General features: G+C 71.9%; 16 protein-coding genes and 2 pseudogenes. 6 read left to right on the forward strand and 12 right to left on the reverse strand.

Going from position 1 to position 15,398, the window contains the following annotated elements:
- The 8 genes from QR77_RS01255 to QR77_RS01290 form a co-directional block, all read right to left on the reverse strand.
- On the reverse strand, positions 1-1,336 hold a 1,336-nt coding region (locus QR77_RS01255; protein ID WP_040019265.1), incomplete at its 3' end, for an ABC transporter permease.
- Between the two features lie 106 nt (positions 1,337-1,442).
- Positions 1,443-2,246 (reverse strand): molybdate ABC transporter substrate-binding protein, encoded by an 804-nt coding sequence (gene modA, locus QR77_RS01260; protein WP_040019266.1) that lies wholly within the window; start codon positions 2,244-2,246, stop codon positions 1,443-1,445.
- Positions 2,247-2,418: 172 nt separating this feature from the next.
- Entirely contained in the window at positions 2,419-2,814 is a 396-nt protein-coding gene (locus tag QR77_RS01265) for a helix-turn-helix transcriptional regulator (protein WP_040027070.1), read from the reverse strand.
- A gap of 150 nt (positions 2,815-2,964) precedes the next feature.
- A complete protein-coding gene (locus tag QR77_RS01270; protein ID WP_078876412.1) occupies positions 2,965-4,257 on the reverse strand; it encodes a methyltransferase in 1,293 nt (430 codons plus the stop codon).
- Positions 4,258-4,333: 76 nt separating this feature from the next.
- The gene (locus tag QR77_RS01275) at positions 4,334-4,600 is read right to left on the reverse strand and encodes a hypothetical protein (RefSeq protein WP_040019268.1); all 267 of its coding nucleotides are present in this window, start codon (positions 4,598-4,600) and stop codon (positions 4,334-4,336) included.
- Positions 4,597-5,280 carry a TetR/AcrR family transcriptional regulator gene (locus tag QR77_RS01280; protein WP_063797983.1) on the reverse strand — a complete coding sequence of 228 codons (684 nt, stop codon included), beginning with the start codon at positions 5,278-5,280 and terminating at the stop codon, positions 4,597-4,599. The genes QR77_RS01275 and QR77_RS01280 overlap by 4 nt, the downstream gene beginning before the upstream one ends.
- Positions 5,281-5,646: 366 nt before the next feature.
- Positions 5,647-6,849, reverse strand: coding sequence for a D-mannonate dehydratase ManD (gene manD, locus QR77_RS01285; RefSeq protein ID WP_040019270.1), 1,203 nt, complete (start codon positions 6,847-6,849; stop codon positions 5,647-5,649).
- A 116-nt stretch (positions 6,850-6,965) separates the two neighbouring features.
- Complete coding sequence (locus tag QR77_RS01290; protein WP_040019271.1) at positions 6,966-7,523, reverse strand: TetR/AcrR family transcriptional regulator; 558 nt, start codon at positions 7,521-7,523, stop codon at positions 6,966-6,968.
- A 146-nt stretch (positions 7,524-7,669) separates the two neighbouring features.
- Here QR77_RS01290 and QR77_RS01295 point away from each other — a divergent pair, with 146 nt between their 5' ends.
- From QR77_RS01295 to QR77_RS01305, 3 genes are all read left to right on the forward strand, one after another.
- Positions 7,670-8,128 carry a nuclear transport factor 2 family protein gene (locus tag QR77_RS01295; protein WP_040019272.1) on the forward strand — a complete coding sequence of 153 codons (459 nt, stop codon included), beginning with the start codon at positions 7,670-7,672 and terminating at the stop codon, positions 8,126-8,128.
- Positions 8,129-8,224: 96 nt separating this feature from the next.
- Positions 8,225-9,094 carry an aldo/keto reductase gene (locus QR77_RS01300; RefSeq protein ID WP_040019273.1) on the forward strand — a complete coding sequence of 290 codons (870 nt, stop codon included), beginning with the start codon at positions 8,225-8,227 and terminating at the stop codon, positions 9,092-9,094.
- 79 nt (positions 9,095-9,173) lie between these two features.
- Positions 9,174-9,722 carry a GNAT family N-acetyltransferase gene (locus QR77_RS01305; RefSeq protein ID WP_078876414.1) on the forward strand — a complete coding sequence of 183 codons (549 nt, stop codon included), beginning with the start codon at positions 9,174-9,176 and terminating at the stop codon, positions 9,720-9,722.
- A gap of 55 nt (positions 9,723-9,777) precedes the next feature.
- Here QR77_RS01305 and QR77_RS01310 read toward each other — a convergent pair whose 3' ends face one another.
- A complete protein-coding gene (locus QR77_RS01310; RefSeq protein WP_040019274.1) occupies positions 9,778-10,866 on the reverse strand; it encodes a phosphotransferase in 1,089 nt (362 codons plus the stop codon).
- 73 nt (positions 10,867-10,939) lie between these two features.
- On the opposite strand from QR77_RS01310, the gene QR77_RS01315 reads away from it, so the two are divergent.
- From QR77_RS01315 to QR77_RS01325, 3 genes are all read left to right on the forward strand, one after another.
- Positions 10,940-12,904, forward strand: a complete 1,965-nt coding sequence (locus QR77_RS01315) for an APC family permease (protein ID WP_040027072.1) — start codon at positions 10,940-10,942, stop codon at positions 12,902-12,904.
- Between the two features lie 54 nt (positions 12,905-12,958).
- Complete coding sequence (locus tag QR77_RS01320; RefSeq protein ID WP_040019275.1) at positions 12,959-13,510, forward strand: hypothetical protein; 552 nt, start codon at positions 12,959-12,961, stop codon at positions 13,508-13,510.
- Positions 13,511-13,609: 99 nt separating this feature from the next.
- Positions 13,610-14,104, forward strand: a complete 495-nt coding sequence (locus tag QR77_RS01325; protein ID WP_040027073.1) for a GNAT family N-acetyltransferase — start codon at positions 13,610-13,612, stop codon at positions 14,102-14,104.
- A gap of 264 nt (positions 14,105-14,368) precedes the next feature.
- Here QR77_RS01325 and QR77_RS01330 read toward each other — a convergent pair whose 3' ends face one another.
- The 3 genes and pseudogenes from QR77_RS01330 to QR77_RS46410 form a co-directional block, all read right to left on the reverse strand.
- Positions 14,369-14,596 (reverse strand): hypothetical protein, encoded by a 228-nt coding sequence (locus tag QR77_RS01330; protein WP_107068878.1) that lies wholly within the window; start codon positions 14,594-14,596, stop codon positions 14,369-14,371.
- A gap of 145 nt (positions 14,597-14,741) precedes the next feature.
- Positions 14,742-14,894 (reverse strand): annotated as a pseudogene (locus QR77_RS01335) (sigma factor-like helix-turn-helix DNA-binding protein); the annotation flags it as partial.
- Between the two features lie 69 nt (positions 14,895-14,963).
- A pseudogene (locus QR77_RS46410) lies at positions 14,964-15,398 on the reverse strand (NADH-quinone oxidoreductase subunit D); the annotation flags it as partial.

The following is a 15,398-nucleotide window of genomic DNA, read 5'->3' on the forward strand; positions in this document are numbered from 1 at the left end:
CGCCGGAGAGCTGGTGCGGCTTGCGCCGCGCGAGATGGCCCACGCCGAGGCGGTCGAGCCACTGCTGGGCGGTACGACGGGCCTCGGCGCGGCGCACCCGGTGGGCGCGCAGTCCGTACGCGGTGTTGGAGAGGGCGGACAGGTGCGGGAAGAGCGCGCCGCTCTGCGGGACCCAGGCGACGCCTCTGCGGTGCGGGGGCAGCGTGGTGACGTCGAGGTCGCCGAGGCGCAGTTCGGCGTGGGCGCGCGGGGTCAGGCCGAGCAGGGCCCGCAGCAGGGTCGTCTTGCCCGCGCCGTTGGGGCCGACGACAGCGATGGTGGTGCCGGGACCGGCGTCCAGGGTGAGCTGGTTGAAGCCGGTGACCTCGGCGTGCAGCGGCCAGTTCCCGGACGGCGGCGGTACGTCGACGGCGGCGCCCGCCTCCGTCGCGGGCGCGGCCCGGTCGCCGTCCGGGATCCGCATGCCGTCGCCCGGAGCGAGTACGTCGCCGGGCGTCGGCTCCGCGCCCCGTACCCCCCGGTCGGTGCTGGTGCCGGTCCACCGCCCGCGCAGGCCGAGCAGCACCGCCATGGCGATGGCGAGCAGCAGCAGGGAGACGGAGGTCGCCGCCTCGGGCGAGTTCTGGAGCAGCAGGTACACCTGGAGCGGAAGGGTCTGGGTGGTGCCGGGCAGATTCCCGGCGAAGGTGATGGTGGCACCGAACTCGCCGAGCGCCCGCGCCCAGGTGAGCGCGGCCCCGGCGACCAGGCCGGGCACGACCATCGGGAGGGTGACGGTGAGGAACACCCGGGTCGGGGAGGCCCCGAGCGACGCCGCCGTCTCCTCGTAGGCGGGCCGCAGTCCGGCGAGGGTGCCTTCGAGGCTGATGACGAGGAACGGCATCGCGACGAACGTCGCCGCGACCACGGCGCCCGAGGTGTGGAACGGCAGGACGATGCCGAAGGTGCTCTCCATCCAGGGGCCGATCAGCCCCCGCCTGCCGAAGCCGAGGAGGAGCGCGACACCGCCCACGGTGGGCGGCAGCACCATCGGCAGCAGCACCAGCGAACGCACCAGCGTCTTGCCGGGGAAGTCCACCCTGGCCAGCAGCCACGCCAGCGGGACTCCGAGCACCAGCGAGATGCCGAGCGCGCAGAACGAGACCAGCAGTGAGAGCTTCAGCGCCTCGACGACGTCGGGGCTGGTCAGTTGGGAGCCGAGGTCGCCCCAGGAGGTACGGACGAGGACGCCGAGCAGCGGCAGCAGCAGGAAGGCGACCGCGAGCAGCGCGGGCAGTACGAGGACGACAGGGGTCCCGGCCCTGCCGGCCGTCCTGCGGGTGCGCAAGCGTCTCATCGGGTGTCCTGAGGTCACGATTCCGGTGCCCGCCGGGAAGGGGCCGTCCGGTTGCGGGCCCTGCGGCCCCCGGGTCGTGCGGCCCCTCCCGGCGGGTGAAGGGGGGTTACGGCTTCTGGAATCCGGCGTCCTGGAGGATCTTCTGCGCCTCGGGGGTGCTCAGCCAGGCGACAAAAGCGGCCGCCGCGTCCTTGTGCGCGGAGACCTTGAGGGTGGCGGCGGGGTACTCGGCGACCGCGTTCTGCGCGTCGGGGATGTCGATGGCGTCGACCTTGCCGGTGGCGGTGGCCGCATCGGTCTTGTAGACGATCCCGGCGTCGGCCTCACCGAGTTCGACCCGGCTCAGCACGGCCCGTACGTCCTGCTCCTGGGAGACCGGCTTGACCTTGATCTTCTGGGCGTCGAGGACCTGCTGGCTGTAGCGGCCGACGGGGACCTCGGGAGCGGCGAGGACGACCTTCAGCTTGGGGTCGGCGAGGTCCTTGAGGTTGTCGATCTTGTCGGGGTTGCCCTCGCGGGTGGCGATCACCAGCCGGTTCTTGGCGATGATCGTCGGCGTCCCGGTGTCGGACTTCACGCCGTCCATGGTCTTGGTGTCGGCGGTGACCAGTACGTCGGCCGGGGAGCCCTGCTTGACCTGCGCGGCCAGGTCCTGCGAGCCGGCGAAGGAGGACTTGACCGTGGTGCCGGGGTGTTCCTTCTCGTACGTGTCGGCCGCCGTCTTGAAGACGTTCGTCAGCGACGAGGCCGCCAGCACGGTGAGGTCGACCTTGGGTGCGGCGGACGGGGACGCCTTGGCCCCGGCGTCCTTCTTGCTGTCGTCGTTGCTGCCGCAGGCGGCCAGCGGTACGAGAAGGGCGGCGGTCACGAGTGCTGCCGCGGCCCGGCGCCGGCTGAGGACGAGAGACATGAGGCGGGGACTCCTTGGCGATGCGCGCCGCCCCGGGGGGAGACGCGCGGGCGAGTGGTGACAGGAGCGCCGGGGACGGACGGCGCTGGGGAAAGCCGTACGGGCAGTCGCGGGCGGCCGATTGTGCGGCCGACGGGCGGCTGTTGTGCGGTCGGTCAGGTGCGCCGGTCGCTCATGTGCGGTCGATGTGCACGCTGGTGGACTTCACACGGGCGGTGGCCTGCATGCCTACTTCGAGACCCAACTCCTCGACGGCCTCCCTCGTCAGCAGGGACACAAGCCGGTGCGGACCGGCCTGGATCTCCACCTGGGCTGCGATGTCGCCGAGTTTGACGGCGGTCACGATGCCGGGGAACGCGTTACGCGCCGAGGTGTACGGGATGTCCTCCTCGCCGGGTGTGCTCTGACCGATCTCGACGGAGAAGGCGGCGAGATCACCGCCCTCGATGACCCGTCGGCCGCCGTCGTCGCGGTGGGTGGCGACCCGCCCGGCGTCCGCCCAGCGTCGCGCCGTATCAGGACTCACCCCGAGGAGGCGTGCCGCCTGGCCGATTGTGTAGGACTGCATGTGCCACAAGATATGCGGGTTTGGCTCACACTTACAATTCTCCGGAGGAAACTCCATGGCAGATGCGAGATCCGCTGGTGGAAGGTCCAGGGCAGGCCGGGTCGACCGCCCGGGCCGCCCGTACTCAGGCCGCCCGGCCGCGGGTGGGTTTCAGCGCTTGACGGCCCGCAGGACGACGAATTTCGGGTCGCTCGTGACGAGTTCGCAGTTCCCGAAGAGCCGCCGGAGTTTCGCGTGGTAGCCGAGGTGCCGGTTGCCGACGACCCACAGCTCGCCGCCGGGCCGCAGCGCGGCGCGCGATCCTGTGAACATCCGCCAGGCCGTGGCGTCGGTCGTCGCCTGGTGTGTGGTGTGGAACGGCGGGTTGTTGAGCACCAGATCGGCGGTCCCGGGCGGCAGGTCCGTCAGTCCGTCGCCGATGACGAACTCCGCCGGGGTGCCGGCGTCGACGTTCTTGGCGAAGGTCATCCGGGCCGACTCGACGGCGGAGAACGACTCGTCGATGAAGGTGATCCGGGCCGCCGGGTTGTCCAGGGCCGCCGCCGTCCCGACGACGCCGTTGCCGCAGCCGAGGTCGACGACGTGCTCGGGCCCGCTCCGCCGCGGCAGGTGCCGCAGCAGGAACCGCGTCCCGACGTCGAGCCGCTCGGCGCAGAAGATCCCGGCGTGGTTGACGACCGTACGGCCCGACACCGCGCCCAGGCCGTCGGGCAGCGCGTAGCTGTGCGGCCAGGGGCTGGGGCTACGTACGCGGCTGGGCGCGGGCGCGCAGAAGATCAGCCGCGCCTTCCTGACCGCGAGCGAGGTCCGCGTCGCGCCGATGAGCTGCTCGAACAGCTTGAGCGTGGAGGTGTGGATCTCGGTGACCCGTCCCGTACCGATCACCACGGTCCCGGGGTGAACGCCCGGGGCGAGGCGGTGCAGTTGGTCCTCCAGCAGCGCCAGGCTCTTGGGGACCCGGACGAGCAGCACGTCGATCCGCTCGGGCGGTGTGTCCCTGACGGACAGCAGCCGTACGGCGTCGGTCCCGGCGTCGGTCCCGGCGTCGGTCCCGGCCTCGGTCCCTGCTTCGGCGTCGGGTGCCGCTCCCGGTCCGGCTCCGAGGACACCCTCGGCGACCGCGCGCCGCAGATTGGCGCGGGTCGCCTGCTGGGTGAGGTAGGAGTCGGTGATCTGGGTGAGCGGCCCTGTCACGGGCCGCCCGTCCCGCGCGACGGCGAGCGCGGTCGTCAGGGCACCCCACTTGTCCCCCACGACGACCACGGAGCCGGTCGGATCGGCCGGCGGATCCGGTTGCCCGGGGCCGGACGGATCGCCTCCCGGCCCGGCGAGGTGCTGGAGGAGATACTCGTCCGCGGTGTCCCACGCGCGCAGCGTCTCGCGGGGAAGCTCGGGGAAACGGGTGAGGCCTAGGTCGCCCCAGGGCGTCGTCAAACGGTTCATCGTGCGCCCAGGCTAGCCCCACCCGCCGGGGGCGTCCCCGGCACGGGCATACCTGGCCTGATCAGGAGCTTCGGTATCAGGAGGTCCGGTCGCGCTCCGCCGAGGCACCCCCGGGGCCCGCCGCCTGTCTGCGGGCCCGGTCGAGGGCGCGCTGAGCCTGGCAGACGGTGAGTACGGCGGCGAACTCCGCGCGGGCGATCTCCAGCACCACGTCGGCGGTGGCCCGGGGGTGCGGATGACTGCGCAGCGCGATGTCGGCGGCGGCCCTGGCGAGCAGATCGTCGTCGGGGGACGCCCCCGGCTGGGACATGGTGCGCAGAACCTGGTGCCAGAGTCCGGTCATCGCGTCATCTCCTGGCTCTCGGCGCCGACACCCAGCACGGCGAGAATGTGGTGGATCAGCTCGTCGGCCAGCGGCTCCCGGGGCAGCGAGGCGCTGTTGCGGGCCCAGTGCGCGACGAGTTCGTTGACGGCGCCGATGATGCCGACAGCGCTGAGGGTACGGTCGCGCCGCTCGACCTCGCCGCGCCCGACCGCCCGCTTGGCCTCGTCGGTCATGAAGTCGGCCCACAGGCTGCGCCAGAGCACCCGGTGCTGCTCGACCGCGCTCCCGCCCCCCGCGACCTCGACGAAGGCGACGCGGGCCGCCGCCGGGTCAGCGGTGACCGCGTCGACGTACGCGCGGACCAGCGCGGTGATCCTGGCGCGGGTGTCGGCGTCCTGGACCGCCGGATCGAGCAGCGCCCGGTGCGCGGCCTCCATGCCGGCCTGGGAGACGACGTCGTGGAGGGCGATCAGCATCGCCTCGCGGCTCTCGAACTCCTCGTAGAAGGCGCGGATGGAGACATGGGCCGTGGAGCAGATCCGTTCGATGGAAGTGGTCGCGTAGCCGCGGGTCGCGAAGAGTTGGGTCGCGGTCGCGAGCAGCCGCTCGCGGCGTAACGCCCTGCGGTCGACGCCCGTGCGGGACACCGGTGTCCGACCGGTGGACGTGTGAGCGGTGGGTTCCTGACCCGGATCCATCAGACCTCCCCGAAGGCACCCCGAGTGCGCACGACCGCACTGTCGGTAAGGGCGCTTATCGAGCATGGCACGCGCCCGGGAGCGGCGCGGGCAACTCCTTGAATATTGGTCAATCCGGGGGAACGGCCCGGGAGACGGTCACGATCCGGCGCGCGACCCCGGCCCCTGACCTCCGCGTCGGCCGCATAACGCATGCTCGTCGCGTTGATAACGCAAAGCCATTGCGTCAGATTGGCCCGCCGTACGGACCCGCTCGCCGACCTCACGGTGACGATCGGTCGCTTCGGGCGGCTCGACGTCGTGGTCAACAACGCCGTGGTCCTGAGCGTCCCGGCGGCCCCGCACCGCCGGGACGCCCGCCCGCCTCTACCAGTCGTGCACGGTGCCGTCCGTCAGGCGGTTGACGGGCAGGTACGACGGCTCGTACGGGAAGCGCGCGGCGGCCTGCTCGTCGAACTCCACCCCGAGCCCCGGCTGCTCCGAGGGGTGCAGCATCCCCTCGGCGAACCGGTAGGAGGGCCGGAAGACCTCCAGCGTCCGCGCCGAGTGCCGCGCGTACTCCTGGATGCCGAAGTTGTGCACGGCGATGTCGAGGTGGACGGCCGCCGCCATGCCGACGGGAGAGATGTCGGCGGGCCCGTGGATGCCCGACTTGGCGCCGTGCACGGCGGCGAGGTCGAGCAGCTTGCGCATCGCCGTGACACCGCCGATGTGGGTGACGGCCGACCGTACGTAGTCGATCAGCCGATCGCTCAGCAACGGCCCATAGTCGTGCAGGGAGTTGAAGACCTCACCGATCGCCAGCGGGGTCGTGGTGTGCTGCCGTACGAGCCGGAGCACCGTGGGGTCCTCGGCGGGGGTGGCGTCCTCCAGCCAGAACAGGTCGTACGGTTCGAGATCCTTGCCGAGCCTGGCGGCCTGGACGGGCGTCATCCGGTGGTGGCCGTCGTGCAGCAGCGGCAGTTCGGGGCCGAACTCCTCGCGCACCGCCTCGAACACCCGTGGGATGTGGCGCAGATAGGCGCGGGTGTCCCAGACCTCCTCGAAGGGCCGGGCAGGGCCTTCGCCGGGCTCGGACGGGCCCTCCACCCCGTACACCGCTTCGAGGCCGGGGATGCCGGACTGCACCCGGATCGCGCGGAACCCCTCCTCCAGATGTGCCCGCACGGAGTCCAGGATCTCCGGGATGTCGCGCCCGGAGGCGTGCCCGTAGGTGAGCGCGCCGGTGCGTGAGGCCCCGCCGAGCAACTGGTAGAGCGGCAGCCCGGCGGTCTTGGCCTTGATGTCCCACAGGGCGGTGTCGACGGCGGCGACGGCGGCCATGGTCACCGGGCCCCGGCGCCAGTAGGCGCCCCGGTAGAGGTACTGCCAGGTGTCCTCGATACGCCCGGCGTCCCTGCCGATGAGCAGCGGCGCCACATGGCTGCGCAGATAGGCCTCGACGGCCATCTCGCGCCCGTTGAGTGTGGCGTCGCCCAGCCCGGTGACGCCGTCTTCGGTGGTGATGCGCAGGGTGACGAAGTTACGGCCGGGGCTGGTGACGAAGACGTCGGCTGCGGTGATCTTCATGAAGGGCGCGGCTCCTGTCGCTACGAAGGTGCCCCCAGGATGGCCCATGGCGGTACGACGCCCCAGGCCCGATCCCCACTCCCCGCCGCTCCCCGCTGCTTTCCGCCGCTCTCCGCTCAGCGGTGCGCCGCCGTCAGCAGCAGGTCGGCGGCCTCGCGCGCCCGCAGTGCGGGTACCCGGGTCGAGAAGATGCCGGCGGTGACCATGGCGCCCTCGGCGAGCAGGCGCAGATGCTCGGCGGTGGCCGCGGGCAGTCCCGCTTCGGCGACAAGGCCGGAGAGATAGTCCATGAAGGCGGCCTTGTGCGCGCGGGCCTGCGCGGTGACGCGCGGCGAGATCGCGCCGAGTTCTCCGTAGGAGTTGATCCAGGCACAGCCCCGGAAGTCCGGTTCGCCGAACCACTCGTGGAGGTGGTCGAACACCGCGAGTATCCGCTCGCGCGGGTCCCCGTGCCGGTCCACGCGGTCGGCGAGCCGCTGTCGCCAGGCGAGGTCGCGCCGCTCCAGGTAGGCCTCGACGAGCCGGTCCTTCGCCGGGAAGAGCTGGTAGAGACGCTTCAGCGAGACACCGGAGGCGCCCCGGATCTCGTCCATGCCGACGGACTGGACGCCGCGGCCGTAGAACAGCCGCTCCGCCGCGTCCAGCACCTGTTCCCGGGCGGCCGTGCCGTCCATCCGACCCACACTCCTTGACGCGAGAACCAACGTTCTCTAGCCTACCAGCGATCATGGAGAACGTTGGTTCTCCGACTTTTGGACCCCTGCCGGACCACCATCGGCCCACCGCAGGCCCACCGCCCGGCCACACCGAAGGACGTCCCATGAGCACGCGCCCCCCGCTCCCCCCGTTCACCGAAGAGACCGCGAAGCAGAAGGTCCAGGCCGCCGAGGACGCGTGGAACACCCGCGATCCGCGGAAGGTGTCCCTCGCGTACACCGAGGACTCGCTGTGGCGTAATCGCGACACCTTCGTCACCGGCAGGGAGGAGATCGTCGAGCTGCTGACCGCGAAGTGGGAGCGCGAGCTGGACTACGCGCTGCGCAAGGAGCTGTGGGCCTTCGACGGCGACCACATCGCGGTGCGCTTCCAGTACGAGAGCCACGACCCGTCCGGCCAGTGGTGGCGTTCGTACGGCAACGAGCTGTGGGCCTTCGCGGCCGACGGCCTGATGGCCCGGCGCGAGGCCAGCATCAACGACGTCCGGATCGAGGAGAGTGAGCGCCGGATCCTCGGGCCGCGCCCCGAGGCCGAACGCGGTGTGACATTCGCCATTCGCTAGCCCGGCGGCCCCGGGTGGGGGAACAATCCATACGGTCGGTCACGTTGCCAACCTCCGGCAACCACACGCGCCGCTTCACCCGGGAGATCACCCTTCATGACCGACACCACCTTTCCCGCCCAGGCCTCCGGCACCTTCCTCATCGGCGGCGACCTGCCCGTCACCCGCCTCGGCTACGGCACCATGCAACTCCCCGGGCCGGGCGTCTGGGGCGAGTCCAAGGACCCGGCGGGTGCCCTGCGCGTCCTGCGCCGCACCGCCGAACTGGGCATCAACTTCATCGACACGGCCGACGCGTACGGCCCCTTCACCGCCGACCTGCTCCTGAAGGAGGCGCTGCACCCGTACGCCGACGACCTGGTCATCGCCACGAAGGCCGGCTTCGCGAGGACCGGGCCGAACGCCTGGGTCCCGGTGGGCCGCCCCGAGTACCTGCGCCAGCAGGTCGAGTTGAGCCTGCGCCACCTCGGCCTGGAGCGAATAGACCTGCTCCAGCTCCACCGTGTCGACCCCAAGGTGCCGATCGCCGAGCAGGTGGGGGAGCTGGCCGCGCTCCAGAGCGAGGGCAAGATCCGGCACATCGGGCTGAGTGAGGTCTCCGTGGCCCAACTGGAGGAGGCCGCGAAGACCGCGCGCATCGTCTCGGTGCAGAACCGCTTCAACCTCGCCGACCGCGCCGCGGAGGACGTCCTGGAGTACGCCGAGGCGAACAACCTGGCGTTCATCCCCTGGTTCCCGCTGGCCACCGGCGCACTCGCCGGCCCCGACAGCCCGCTGACCCGGATCGCCGCCGACCGTGGCGCCACACCGTCACAGCTCGCGCTCGCCTGGCTGCTGCGCCGCTCGCCGGTCATCCTCCCGATCCCCGGCACCTCGTCCGTTTCGCACCTGGACGACAACACCGCGGGAGCGGCGCTCAAGCTGACGGACGAGGAGTACGAGGCTCTCGCGCACGCCGCCGCCTGACCCCGTCGCCCTGGGCGGGCCGGGCGCGGGCTTTCCCGCCGCGCCCGGCCCGCGACAGGCCGGCTGAGATACTCCGGCCATGGACGCTGAGGTGATCAGGAGCGGACTTCGGTCGGACGTGGCGGTGCCCGCACGTGTCGAACCGGAGAACGGCTCGCAGTGGCTGTTGCGTTCCGCCGTGGCGGCGGATGTCGAGGCGATCGCGGAACTGCGGGCCACGGTCCTGCGCGCCGATCTGGAACGGCTCGGGCGCTACGACGAACACCGGGTGCGGCAACGGCTGCGCGACTCCTTCTCCACCCGGCACACGTCGATCATCATGATCGACCGCGAACTCGGGGGCTGCGTCACCGTCAGGCCCGCCGACGGCGGGCAGGTGCTGGAGCACTTCTACCTCGCTCCGCGCCATCAGGGCCGAGGGCTCGGATCGGCCGTCCTGCGCGGGGTGCTGGAGCGCACCGATACGCGGGGGATGACCGTCCGGCTGAACGTCCTGCGGGGCAGTGCTGCCCGCCGGCTCTACGAGCGCCACGGCTTTGTCGTGGAAGCCGAGGATCCGATCGACGTCTTCATGGTGCGCCCACCGGGCGCGCGCACCGCGACCGGCACGCACACACCCAGCCGGTAGGCGGGCGGCCGCGTCGGCCCGACCGCACCGCCAAGAGGCGGTACCGACTCCGTGGTCACCAGGGGCGTGCGGAGTGCGGGGGCAGTGGCCGCAGGCCCGGCCGGCGCTCCAGCAGACGCAGGGCCATCGCCTCGCTGAGACGGCCCACCGCCCTCAACGCCTCGTGGTCCCTGGCCAGTTCGGCGACCACGCCGAGCCGGTGCACCAGGCGCTCGCTGGCCGAGACGTACCCCCAGGTGAAGTCCTCGACGGGAACCCGCGCCAGGTGGTCGGTCGAGTCGCGGTGGGCGCGCTCCACCAGGGCGTCGCCCCGGATCAGCCACCCCGCGCAGGCGTCGGCCAGGTCACCGGGAACGTCCCGGCCCGTCAGCCGCCGCCAGGTGGCGCGGTAGGCCTCCTCGGCCTCCGCCAGCGGCGCCCCGGTCACCGACATCGCGCACCAGCAGGTCGGGAAACCGATGCGGAGATAGGCGAGTTCGACCAGGCCGTTGCCGAGCGACGCCTGCTCGAAGTCGATGAACCGGACCCCCGTGGCGGTGTGCAGGTCGTTGCCGGGGCACGGGTCCCCGTGCAGCAGCGCGTGGTACGGCGTATCCCCCAACCGCTCGACGAGCGCGGCGAGTTCCACCTCCGCCCCGGGCGGTGCGGCGACATCCAGCGTGCCGGCCAGGGCCAGGAAGGACGCGGCGTCGGCGGGCGTCGGTCCCGACCAGGCGGGCAGCGCCCCCGCGTCGTCCGGTCCCGTCAGCGCGTGCAGGCGGGCCAGGGACTCGGCGTACCCCGGCATCCAGTCGCCGTTCGTGCCGAGGCCGGGCCCGACGGGGGCACAGAGGTCCGCCCGCTGTTCCAGATGCTCCAGCACCATCACCCGGGACTCCGCGTCCGTCGCCAGCAGTGCGGGCGCCACGGCCGGTGCCGCGGCCCGCCCGGCCAGCCGCAGCCCCGCGGTCTCCCGCGCGTAACGGGTGTCCGCGTCCTCCCCGGCTCCGCCGCGCACGGTGATCTGTTTCACGATCACCCGGCTCCCGTCGCGCAGCCCGACCCGCCACACCAGAGAACGGGGGCTGCTCTCCAGGAGTTTGGCGTTCACGGCGCGGCCCAGCGAGGAGTCCAGCTTGTCACTCCACGGCACCCGGGTCGGCATGATGGTCATCGTAGAGTCGGCCCCGCACCTGACGAAGCCGATCACCACGTTCCGCCTGCGAGGAGAACACCACATGACCGGGGCCCAGGCCGAGACCGGACCCGAGCGCGGCGCACACCGGTGGCGTGCCTGGCTGCTGGACGGACTCAGCGAGCAGTCCGCACGGCACCCGGGCCCGCACGGCACGCCCCCACCCGCGCAGAAGGGCCACACCTGGTGGCGGGTGATGTGCCTGACCGGTGTGGACTACTTCTCCACCCTGGGGTACCAGCCCGGCATCGCCGCGCTGGCCGCCGGGCTGCTCTCGCCGCTGGCCACGCTCGTACTGATCGCCCTCACCCTGCTCGGCGCGCTGCCCGTGTACCGCCGGGTCGCCAAGGAGAGCCCGAACGGCGAGGGGTCGATCCATATGCTGGAGCGGCTGCTGCCCTGGTGGGCGGGGAAGCTCTTCGTCCTGGTGCTGCTCGGCTTCGCCGCCACCGACTTCATGATCACCATCACCCTGTCGGCGGCCGACGCCTCCGCCCACGCGGTGGAGAACCCCTTCGCCCCCGCGTGGCTGCACGGCGGCAACGTCTGGATCACACTCGTCCTGATCGGCGCCCTGGGCGCGGTGTTCATCAAGGGCTTCCGTGAGGCGATCGGCATCGCCGTGGTGCTCGTCGGGGTGTATCTCGCGCTCAATGTCGTCGTGCTGTTCTCCTCGGTCTGGCAGATCGCCACCCGGCCCGTGGTGGTCAACGACTGGTGGCACGCCGCGACGCTCCAGCACTCCTCCCCGCTCGGCATGATCGGGGTGGCGCTGCTGGTCTTCCCCAAGCTCGCGCTCGGCATGTCGGGCTTCGAGACCGGCGTCGCCGTCATGCCGCAGATCCGGGGCCGCGCCACGGACACGTTCGGCGCTCCCACCGGGCGCATCCTCGGCACCCGCAAGCTGCTGACCACGGCCGCTGTCATAATGAGCTGCCTGCTCCTCGCCTCCAGCCTCGCCACCACCCTGCTCATCCCGCAGAGCGCCTTCGATCCGGGCGGTCCGGCCAACGGGCGCGCGCTCGCCTTCCTCGCGCACCAGCAACTGGGCGAGGTCTTCGGCACGGTGTACGACGTGTCGACGATCTCGATCCTGTGGTTCGCCGGCGCCTCGGCCCTGGCGGGGCTGCTCAATCTCGTACCGCGCTACCTGCCGCGCTACGGCATGGCGCCGGAGTGGACCCGGGCGGTGCGCCCGCTGGTGCTCGTCTTCCTCGCGATCGCCGTGACCATCACGCTGGTCTTCCAGGCGAGCGTCGACAAGCAGAGCGGTGCCTATGCCACCGGTGTGCTGGTCCTGATGCTCTCCGCCTCCTTCGCCAGCACCATCGCCGCGCGGCACACCGGTCACCGGGGCGCGTCCGTCGGGTTCGGTGTGATCACCGTTGTCTTCGCCTACACCCTTGTCACCAACGTCATCGAACGCCCCGACGGTCTGAAGATCGCTCTGCTGTTCATCGTCGGCATCCTGCTGACCTCCTTCGCCTCCCGGGTCCGCCGGGCCTTCGAACTGCGCGCCGCCACCGTCACGTTCGACGACAAGGCCGCGCGGCTCATCGACGAGGCGGCGCGCTCGGGGGCGCTGCGGGTCATCGCCAACGAGCCGAACGAGCACAGCGTCGCCGAGTACCGGGAGAAGGAGTACAGCCAGCGCGAGCAGACCCATATCCCGGACGGGCGCCCGGTGTTGTTCCTGGAGGTCTCCGTCCAGGACTCGTCGGAGTTCACCGCCGACCTGACGGTGCACGGCGAGGAGCGGTACGGCGCGCGCATCCTGCGGGCCCGGGGCGCCGGTATCCCCAACACCATCGCCGCCGTACTCATGGAGATGCGCAGCCGTACGGGCGAGATCCCGCACGTCTACTTCAACTGGACCGAGGGCAATCCGCTCGGCCACCTGATGCGGTTCCTCGTCTTCGGCGACGGGGAGGTCGCCCCGGTCACCCGCGAGGTCCTGCGCCGCGCCGAGCACGACCCGGAGCGCCGCCCCCGCGTGCACGTCGGCTGAGCGCGGCGGAAAAGGCCGTGCCCGGCGGGCCGGTCCCTGCCACGCTGGCCGGTCATGGACACACAGCACACAGCCACACCGCACACATACGAAGCGCTGCTCATCGGGGGACGGGCCGGGGTCGGTAAGACCACGGTGGCCTGGGAGGTGTCGGTGCTGTTGCGGGAGGAGGAGATCTCCCACTGCCTGGTCGAGGGCGACTTCATGGATCACATCCATCCGGCCCCGGCCGGCGACCCGCACCGCTCGGCGATCACCGAGCGCAACTTGGCCGCGGTGTGGGCCAATTACGCGGCTCTCGGACAGCACAGGCTCATCTACACCAATACGGTGAGTGTGCTGGAAGCCGCGATGGTACGGCGCGCGATGGGCGGCGAAGTGCCGGCGAGGATCACCGGTGTGCTGCTGACCGCCGGGGACAGCGCCGCCGGGAGCCGCCTCGCCGGGCGGGAGATCGGCTCGCAGCTCCTGCCGCACATCGAGCGCGGCGAGCGGATGGCGAGGAGGCTGGAGGCGGAGGCCCCGCCCGGCACGGTCCGGGTCGCCACCGACGGCCGGTCGGTCGCCGACATCGCCCTGGAAGTACGGCGGGTGACGGGCTGGTGAAGGGGAGCGAACGGCGGGCGGCACGGGGGCGGGCGGGCGGCGTTCCGGCCCCCGGAAACGCCTGTGCGCAGCCCGCCGGACGTGATACCCCTGCCTGTCATGGACGATCTTGTGACAGAGCGGCTCGTGCTGCATCCGCTGTCCCCCGCCGAGGCCGAGCGGGTGGCGGCGGGCGAGCCGGCCGGCCGCCTGCCGGCGCCGGGGTATCCGGCCGAGGGCGACATGTCGGCGGCCAGGCGCTACTTGACCACCTGTGCGATCACCGGCGACCCCCGGCCGTACGGCACGTACGAGATCCGGCTGCGCGCGGACGGGACGACCATAGGCGGCGTCGACTTCCACGGCGCCCCTGACGAGGACGGCACCGTCAGCGTCGGCTACGGCCTGGTCCCCTCGGCGCGGGGCCAGGGGTACGCCTCCGAATCCCTGCGCGGGCTGCTGGAGTTCGCGCGGGCCCGCGGTGTGCTGCGGGTCAGGGGCGACACCGACCACGACAACACCGCGTCGCAGCGTGTGATGCGCGCGGTCGGCATGCGGCTCGTCTCGGAGGACGAGAAGGTCAAGTACTACCAGATCAACTGGTCCTGCCCATAGGGCCGGTGGCCCGGGGAGGAGGGTCCCCCCGGCGGCCGGGCGGCAGGCGGCGTGCGGCTGGAACCCGAGCGGTCCGGTCCGGCACAGCCGCCCTTCAGGCCCGGGCGCCGGGTGCCCGGACGCCGGCCGTCCCGCCCCCCTGGTCGTACGGTCGGCCCCGGCGCCACCGGCTCCGGCGCCATAGATTCCAGCGCCATTGACTCCGACACCGTGTCCCCCGGGGGCGGAGGGGCAGGTCCTCCTCGGGTCACCCGTGCGCGTGCCCTATCCGCGCCGGGCGCTCGGCGGCCGACGGCGGGGTGCGGTGGCGGCAGGCCGTTCGAAGTAGAACTCCTGGTCGCCCTCGCCCTCCCCCTCGCCGTCGTTCAGCGGCGGCAGTTCGATGGTGTAACGCGGCTCCAGGAAGATGTCGTGGTGCTGTGGACGAGCGACCTGCGAGGCCGTGTCCGCCGGTCCCTGCATCGGGTCCTGGCGGGAAACTGAAGAAGGCATGCACAACCGTTCGGAGAGTGGAGCGGCCGCGCGGCACGGGTGCCGTTCGACGCGCTGGGAAGCTGTCTACCCCATCATTCCCGGTCACGCCCGACCATGGATGACCGGAGCGCCGATCGGCAGCTCTCAGCCGTCCGTTCAGCGGTCACTGGTCGGTGAGCAGTCCGGTACGGAGCCGGGTCAGCGTACGCGAGACCAGGCGTGAGACGTGCATTTGGGAGACACCCAACTCCACACCGATCCCGGACCGGGTGAGTTCCTGACCGAAGCGCGTCTCGATGAGGGGCCGCTCACGGTCGCCGGCGGCCCCGGTGGGCGTGCGGGCGCGGCACATGGACGGCCCGTCGTGTCGCCGAGGAACCGTCGCTCAGACGGTGAGGAAGCCGGGAAGGGTGAGCGCGCCCAGCAGCACCATCCCCACCAGCAACCAGGCCACATAATCGCCTACATGCCCCGAGTGCAGACGGCGTAGAGGACCCGCCCAGTCGCGGAGCTCCTCCACTGGACGCAGAGGCCTGCGAACGGCGTACGTGGCCAGGCCGGCCGCCAGGGACGCCGACAGCAGGCCCAGCAGCACCCCGGTCGCCGACCACTCGGGCAACGCCTTCGCCGTACCCGGCAGCGCCTCGTCCACCGCTCGGGCAACGGCCGTTCCGACGCCCGGCACCACCCCCGTCAGGAGCCCGCCGACGAGCAGCACGGCCGGCACGGCGAGCATCGTGCCCGGCACCCGCCCGAGCAGCCCGTGCGACTCGGGCTCCTCGTGCTCGCCGCTCGTCTCGTACGCCGTGCCGTCCGGCGG

It is taken from the genome of Streptomyces sp. 150FB, from assembly GCF_000818195.1.
Classification (GTDB): Bacteria; Actinomycetota; Actinomycetes; order Streptomycetales; family Streptomycetaceae; genus Streptomyces.